General features: G+C 38.0%; 4 protein-coding genes. 3 read left to right on the plus strand and 1 reads right to left on the minus strand.

Annotated features, from left to right (window positions below; translation table 11 throughout):
• Positions 1–817 precede the first annotated feature (817 nt).
• From AFK68_RS18545 to AFK68_RS18555, 3 genes are all read left to right on the plus strand, one after another.
• On the plus strand, positions 818–2,296 hold the full coding sequence (locus tag AFK68_RS18545) for a pitrilysin family protein (RefSeq protein ID WP_094674039.1): 1,479 nt from the start codon (positions 818–820) through the stop codon (positions 2,294–2,296).
• A 402-nt stretch (positions 2,297–2,698) separates the two neighbouring features.
• Positions 2,699–4,186, plus strand: a complete 1,488-nt coding sequence (locus AFK68_RS18550; protein WP_094674040.1) for a pitrilysin family protein — start codon at positions 2,699–2,701, stop codon at positions 4,184–4,186.
• Between the two features lie 382 nt (positions 4,187–4,568).
• The gene (locus tag AFK68_RS18555) at positions 4,569–5,303 is read left to right on the plus strand and encodes a hypothetical protein (protein ID WP_094674041.1); all 735 of its coding nucleotides are present in this window, start codon (positions 4,569–4,571) and stop codon (positions 5,301–5,303) included.
• 454 nt (positions 5,304–5,757) lie between these two features.
• Here AFK68_RS18555 and AFK68_RS18560 read toward each other — a convergent pair.
• On the minus strand, positions 5,758–7,317 hold a 1,560-nt coding region (locus AFK68_RS18560), incomplete at its 5' end, for a hypothetical protein (RefSeq protein WP_210407490.1).

The following is a 7,317-nucleotide window of genomic DNA, read 5'->3' on the forward strand; positions in this document are numbered from 1 at the left end:
ATATAGTATAGTAATCCTAAATGATTTGTGAGAAAAAACGGTAGGGGTTTGGTCTCCAAACCAAAGCATCAAGTGATTTGGAGACCAAACCCCTACGATAAAATCTTACAACCTATTTAGGATTGCTATATCAATAGATTTGTTACTCTTTCAAATAAAGATTAGAGTTATTTTATCACTATTATTTACAAGAGCAAATTTTTCTACTGTCTCTAGTTTTCAAGACGTTACAGCTAGAGAAATTTTGCTCATAGAACTCAGGTCATTTCAGTTAGCCTCCTGTCGGAGGAGCTACGCTTTTCATGTCGCGCAGCGAAACAGTTAGCCTCATAAGGTCGTAACTGCGTTTTTTCGTATAGGGAATGCTCCGCAAATATGTCGCGCAGCGAGACATTACCTCTGAATGTTTGCGCAGCATGACCTAGGAAACTCAGAGGCTTGACATAAAGGAATATTCTCTTTTTTTATCCTCTTCAAAGGGGAGGCTTGAGACCTTTTTTTTTGGTCAACATCAATTTTCTAATAGTCCAGAATATAATTTTAGATAAATATAGTGATTTGATTACTGATGTTTGGCCATAAACTAGAAAAGTCTACCCAAAACCAACAGAAAAAACCTAAATAATAATTGGATATGCTGAAAAACTTATTATCTCAAGTTATATTATTTCCCTGCTGGTCTCAAAAATTAATTAGCTCCCTCCTGGACAAGGCCAACTTTAATAACCTATTCCTTAATGGCTCGTTTCGCAAATCACTCAAATTTTGCCTTTGCCTAACTACCTTATGTTTCTTATGTTTTGGCCTTGCACCCAGTATGGCCTTAGCAAAGGAATCTACTCCTGACCAAAAAATCTCAATCAAACCCTACTTAGACCGAGTAATTAAAAAAGTAACAGAATTTCGCCTCAATAATGGCATGAAATTCATTGTTCTAGAACGAAATAATGCCCCTGTCATATCCTTTGCTATTTATGCTGATGTGGGTGGAGCAAATGAACCAGATGGAAAAACAGGTGTAGCTCACTACCTGGAACATTTAGCTTTTAAAGGTACAAAAAAAATCGGTACAAAAGACTATGAAGCAGAACAACCAACTTTAGATAAATTAGACCAGATATTCGCACAAATTCAGGAAGCTAGCACAGATGGCAAAACTGAACAGGTTGCTCAACTCAAAGCAGACTTTGAGAAAGCTCAAAAGTTGGCATCTGAATATGTGAATCAAAATGAGTTCTCGAAAATTGTCAAACAAGCAGGAGGAGTCGGACTGAATGCTGCCACCTCCGCAGACTATACCCAATACTTTTATAGTTTACCTGCCAATAAATTAGAATTATGGATGTCTTTAGAGTCAGAAAGATTTCTAGACCCAGTATTTAGGGAATTTTACAAAGAAAAACAAGTAATTATGGAAGAGAGGCGATCGCGAACCGAAAATTCACCCGTTGCTCAATTATTAGAACAATTCCTCGATAAAGCTTTCCTAGTACATCCTTATGGTCGCCCTGTCATTGGTTATTCAGAGGATATCCAAAATTTAACCAGAGAAAATGTTCGGGATTTTTTTGATACTCACTACGTTCCTAGTAATTTAACTGTCGGGATAGTTGGAGATGTTAACCCTAAAGAAGTCAAGAAATTAGCAAAAAGATATTTTGGTCGTTACAAAGTCAAACAAAGACCGCCTAGAGTCAACATTGTCGAACCTACCCAAACCGAAACACGGGAAGTAACGATGAAGTTAAAATCCCAACCTTGGTATATAGAAGGTTATCATCGACCAGCAGTGAATCATCCCGACAATGCAATTTATAATATGATTGCTAGTATTATGAGTGATGGTCGTACTTCTCGCCTATATCAGTCATTAGTTGAGGAACAAAAAATTGCACTCGTCGCCAGAGGGTTTAGTGGTTATCCGGGAAGTAAATATGCACATCTGATGCTCTTCTATGCCATGACTTCTCCTAATAGTAATATAGATGAAGTAGGATCGGCTTTGCAAACAGAAATTGAAAGGTTAAAAACAGAGTTAGTTTCTGAGCAAGAATTAGAACGGGTAAAGACTCAAGCGCGAGCAGGTTTATTGCGTTCTCTTGATTCTAACATGGGTATGGCCACTGCTCTCTTAAGCTACGAAGTTAAAACAGGTTCGTGGCAAAATCTATTTAAAGAGTTGGATGCCATTAATGCTGTAACTAGAGAAGATATTCAGCGTGTTGCTCAAGAAACTTTCGTGGCAGAAAACCGCACTATTGGGAGACTACTTCCTAAGTCTAGTAGGGTGCGTTAGGCGCTTACCAAAAACTAAGGTTGAACTGTCAAACATATAGGTTGCGCCGTAACGCACCGTCAATAAGTTGATCTGGATCTAAAATGGTGCCCTGCGACGGACTGTTGAATCCATTTCACAGTCTAGATTTTCACCGTCTAACGCACCCTACTAGCAGTCCAGTAGGGTGCGTTAGGCGCTCACCAAAAACTAGGGTTTAACTGTCAAAAATATAGGTTGCGCCGTAACGCACCGTTGATCTGGATCTAAAATTGTGCGTTACGACGGATTGTTGAGTCCATTTCACAGTCTAGATTTTCACCGTCTAACGCACCCTACAATAATGAACTGCTGTGTTGGGTTTCGGTTCCTCAACCCAACCTACAAAATCTACTTTTACCTCTAATATAACAACAACAAACTATGCTCTCTAACCAAAAGAAAACTACTCAATCAAAACTTGTCTTAACAGCATTTTTAGTAATAGTATTGCTGTTATCTATTCTAGGGCGAATACCAGCTATCGCTCTAGCACCGCCAAAACATTACACCGAACTAGAATTTCCACCATTGCCAGAATTAGAGATACCAGATTATACTCGCTTTCAACTTGATAATGGCATAATTGTGTATCTCATGGAAGACCATGAACTTCCCCTAATTGGTGGACGCGCCATATTTCGCACAGGTTCGAGATTTGAACCAGAAAACAAAGTAGGGTTAGCAGACTTAACCGGAACTGTTATGCGTACAGGAGGCACAATTCAACACACCCCCGAACAAATAAACGAACTACTCGAACAAAAAGCAGCAGCAGTCGAAACAGGTATCGGCGGTACTGCTGGTAGTGCTAGATTTAGTTGTCTCACTGAAGACTTGACAAAAGTATTCGGATTATTTGCCGAAGTTATTCGCGAACCCGCATTTACTGAAGAAAAATTAGAGCTTGCTAAACAACAATGGCAAGGTAGTATTTCTCGTCGGAATGATGACCCTGGCTCTATTGCTGGTCGTGAGTTCCAAAAATTGATTTATGGTGAAGAGCACCCCTATGCTCGAACTGTTGAATATGAAACCCTCAACAATATTTCCCAGGAAGATTTAATTGATTTCTATGCCAAATATTTTCATCCTGAGAATATGATTTTGGGAATAGTCGGAGATTTTAAGACTAAACAGATGCGATCGCTGATTAAAGAACAACTAGGGGACTGGGAACCAAGCAGTAAAGGAGTAAAACCACTTCTACCAACTGTTACTCAAGCTGAAGTCGGTGATATATTTTTTGTCGAACAACCTCAGCTCAATCAAAGTTATATACAAATGGGTCATTTGGGCGGAAAATTAGATAATCCTGATTATACAGCTTTGAGCGTAATGAATAGCGTTCTCAATGGTTTAGGAGGGCGTTTGTTTAATAATATTAGATCGCGCCAAGGTTTAGCTTATTCTGTTTCTGCTTATTGGAGTCCTAACTATGATTATCCAGGAGTATTCGTCGCTGGTGGTGAAACTCGTTCCGATGCAACTGTACCATTTATCGAATCTGTTAAAGAAGAAATTGAACGTATCCGCACTCAACCTATTACAGAAGAGGAACTTCAGCACGCTAAAGATTCTACCCTCAATTCCTTTATTTTCAACTTTCAAGATCCTGCTCAAACTTTATCCCGTTTGATGCGATATGAATATTATGATTATCCTCAAGATTTCATTTTCCGTTATCGCCAGGAATTGGAAAATATTACAGTTGCAGATGTACAGAGAGTAGCTAAAAAATATTTGCAACCAGAGAAAATGGTAACTTTAGTTGTGGGTAATAAAGAGGGAATTCAACCGCCTCTGAGTAGTCTGGGAAATGGGATTAAAATTACTTCTATAGATATTACAATTCCAGAACCAAGGAGCTAGACACAGATTTTGCCTAGGAGACTGGTCACAACGAAAAGTAGGGACAAATAATCTGCCTAAATCTTGCCAAATAATACCATTACTATCTGGATTTATGTAGGTGTTATATCATGTCCGGTTAAATAGTTATAAATAACGAGAGAGGAGTCAGGAGACAGGAGACAGGAGATAGAAGTCAACCCACCCCTAACCCCGACTGTGGAGGCAGGAGAAAGAAGTTTTTTATCTCTAATTATCCAGACATGATATAACTCCCTCCTATGAACTAGCGATCGCCAGTTCATTTTTATTATACCTAATCATCCGGACATAATATTATAGAAGGATATGCTGTTGCTATCTATATAATTAACTTACTCTCCATCACAGAATTTTTACTATCTTGCCTATAATAACAGCAATAATTTCCTACTTTATCTATATATTACCCTGGCAAAATTGGGGATGGCCTCTCAAACCTTGGCGACGAGTTTCTTTGATAATTCCGATAATAACTGTCGTTCTTACTAATTTAAAATTAGACCTAGCTCCACCTTGGTATTGGTATGCTTCAATTTTAATAACTGCCGGATTTTATATTGCTATTTCCCAAGTCAATCAACAAATTCGATTAACTTATATTAGTCTAGGTTTAATTAATTATGCTTTTGTAATTTGGCTGAATAATTTAGGAGGATCAATTCAGACATTAATTTACGTTACTCCCATCGGATTATCATTACTTTATGTAGCTAAAGTCGATCCGATGCTTAAATTACCTCAAAACAGAAATATTCGTCATAATTTACGACTGTTTGGAAGTGGGATAATTTGTTTTGTCGCTTTATTAGAAAATCAATGGACTGGTTTACTCCCAGGAATAATTAGTATTATTGCAATTTTTGCCGGATTAGGATTACAAACTAGAGCGTTTCTGTATGTAGGAACAGTAACATTGATAGTCAACGTTTTTAATCAATTAATTGTGCTGAATTCTATTTATTCATTTTTCAAATGGATAATAGGTTTAATAGTAGGAGTTGCCTTTATTTGGATAGCTGCTAGTTTTGAAACTCGACGAGAACAAATTAATAATTTATTGCAAAATTGGATAGAAGAATTAGAAGAGTGGGAGTAATTGGGCTAATTTTGGTTGTGATTCAAGCGATATTTCTCACCATTAGACATCTCCAGAAAATAGGGAACAGGAAATAGGGAGAAGTAATATAAAATCCGGTTGAACAGTCGTCATTGCCATGATAGGAAGCAATCTCTTATGTTTAGGAGATTGCTTCCTTCCACTCGTGTAAGTCGCAATGACGCAAGGGATAGTAATTATCCAAATTCCATATAATTGACAATTTATGGATAATAATTGATTTATTTTTGATTTTTGGAGAAGTCTATTAGACATCTCCAAAAATTAGATTTTTACCTAGACAGAATTAGGGTTTCAGATTCTTTTTCGGAGATGTCTATTATGGATAAGTGTTATCTGCCAGATATAAAGTGTTGGACTGTAGGCATAAATAACTACTTATTTTTTCTATGAAATTTTACGATCAGCATTGCATAATTGTGGGATGATTTTGTTAGTAAGGATTGAGCCGAATCCTCCTGTCCCCGTCTCCCCATGTCCCCCTGTCAGGCTTAATCATCCCAGTATTCACCAACGCCTTACGATCTTCAACTATAATCCAAACACTACCAAGAATAGGACCGCTCAAGTCAGAAGACCTCATTTGAAGTTGTAACTGTCCTTCCCATAGATTGTTTTGTACATCATCAGGAAGCGTTATTTCTTTTGTTTGCCAACTCCACCAATCATTAGGCCTGATTTGATATTCCAACTGTGTTTCCGATGGATTGTTTTGTACATAAACAGGAAGTGTTTCTTCTGTTCGCGAACTCCACGAATCATTGGGAGCATCACCGCCGAAAAATGATTGTTCCCAAAAAATATTTCCTTGATCCCAAGGTTCTACCATTCTTAAATCAATGGTGACATTCTCATATGCAGCGAATGATACACTTACTCGGAACGAACGAATTGTTCCGGGTATTGGTTCTGGAACATAGCAATTTGTTAGTCTTGTACTTGGGACAGTGACGTAATCAATACTGTTGCAAACGAAATGTTGATCCTGGGATGTACCAAAAAGAGGGATTTGGTAAACATTCACTAATTCGTTCATCTTCGGCGTTTCTGCTTCATGCCGTTTCTTTACCCATTGATCTACCAATGTCCAGAGATTAGTTCCCGGGTCTGATGTTAAGGCATTAGTTTCCAAGTATGGTATTCTTTCGAGATCAGCTATAAGCTTTCCAATGCTTTCGCCATTAAGAGGCAATAAACCATAACGTTTGACGCAGGAATCTAAAGCACTAGATAGTTCAACCCCTTCATGGTAAAGTTTTTTCAAAAATTGGAACTGATTTGGAATAACCTGCACAGTAAATTGTTTCTGCTCCTGAATAGTACTTTCCTGATAAGCAGTTAAAGTATATGCAGTCGTTTGATAGGGATTTAATTCATAAGTTTCTTCTTCATCAGGATTATTACTCAATTCTATTTGTTGGATTTCATTTTCATCAATATATTCCAAAACCACCATTTCAGCTAGTTTACTTGACCAGGTTAGCGTAACAGTTTCTTCACCATAAATATTAGGTCGATCTAAAGATAATTTTAGACTAGCACCATCACCTAGTTGAATGTCAGGAATTTGTTCGGGCAGGAGTTGTCCATTCAGATTTGATAACTCTGGGATTTGATCGGCTTGAAATACTCCAGATGCGATCTGCTCTGCATTAAGCTCAGGAATTTGTTCAGGCAGGAGTTGTCCATTCAGATTTGATAACTCTGGGATTTGATCGGCTTGAAATACTCCAGATGCGATCTGCTCTGCATTAAGCTCAGGAATTTGTTCAGGCAGGAGTTGTCCATTCAGATTTGATAACTCCGGGATTTGATCGGCTTGAAATACTCCAGATGCGATCTGCTCTGCATTAAGCTCAGGAATTTGGTCAACCTGGAGTTGTCCAGTCAGCTTTGATGCTGGTAAATTGGGGATAAGAGCTGCCTTAAATACTCCAGATGTTATTTGATCTGCACCAAGCTCAGGAATTGTGTCAACGTCTAAACTTCCCTG

The organism is Hydrocoleum sp. CS-953, assembly GCF_002260545.1.
Classification (GTDB): Bacteria; Cyanobacteriota; Cyanobacteriia; order Cyanobacteriales; family Microcoleaceae; genus Trichodesmium.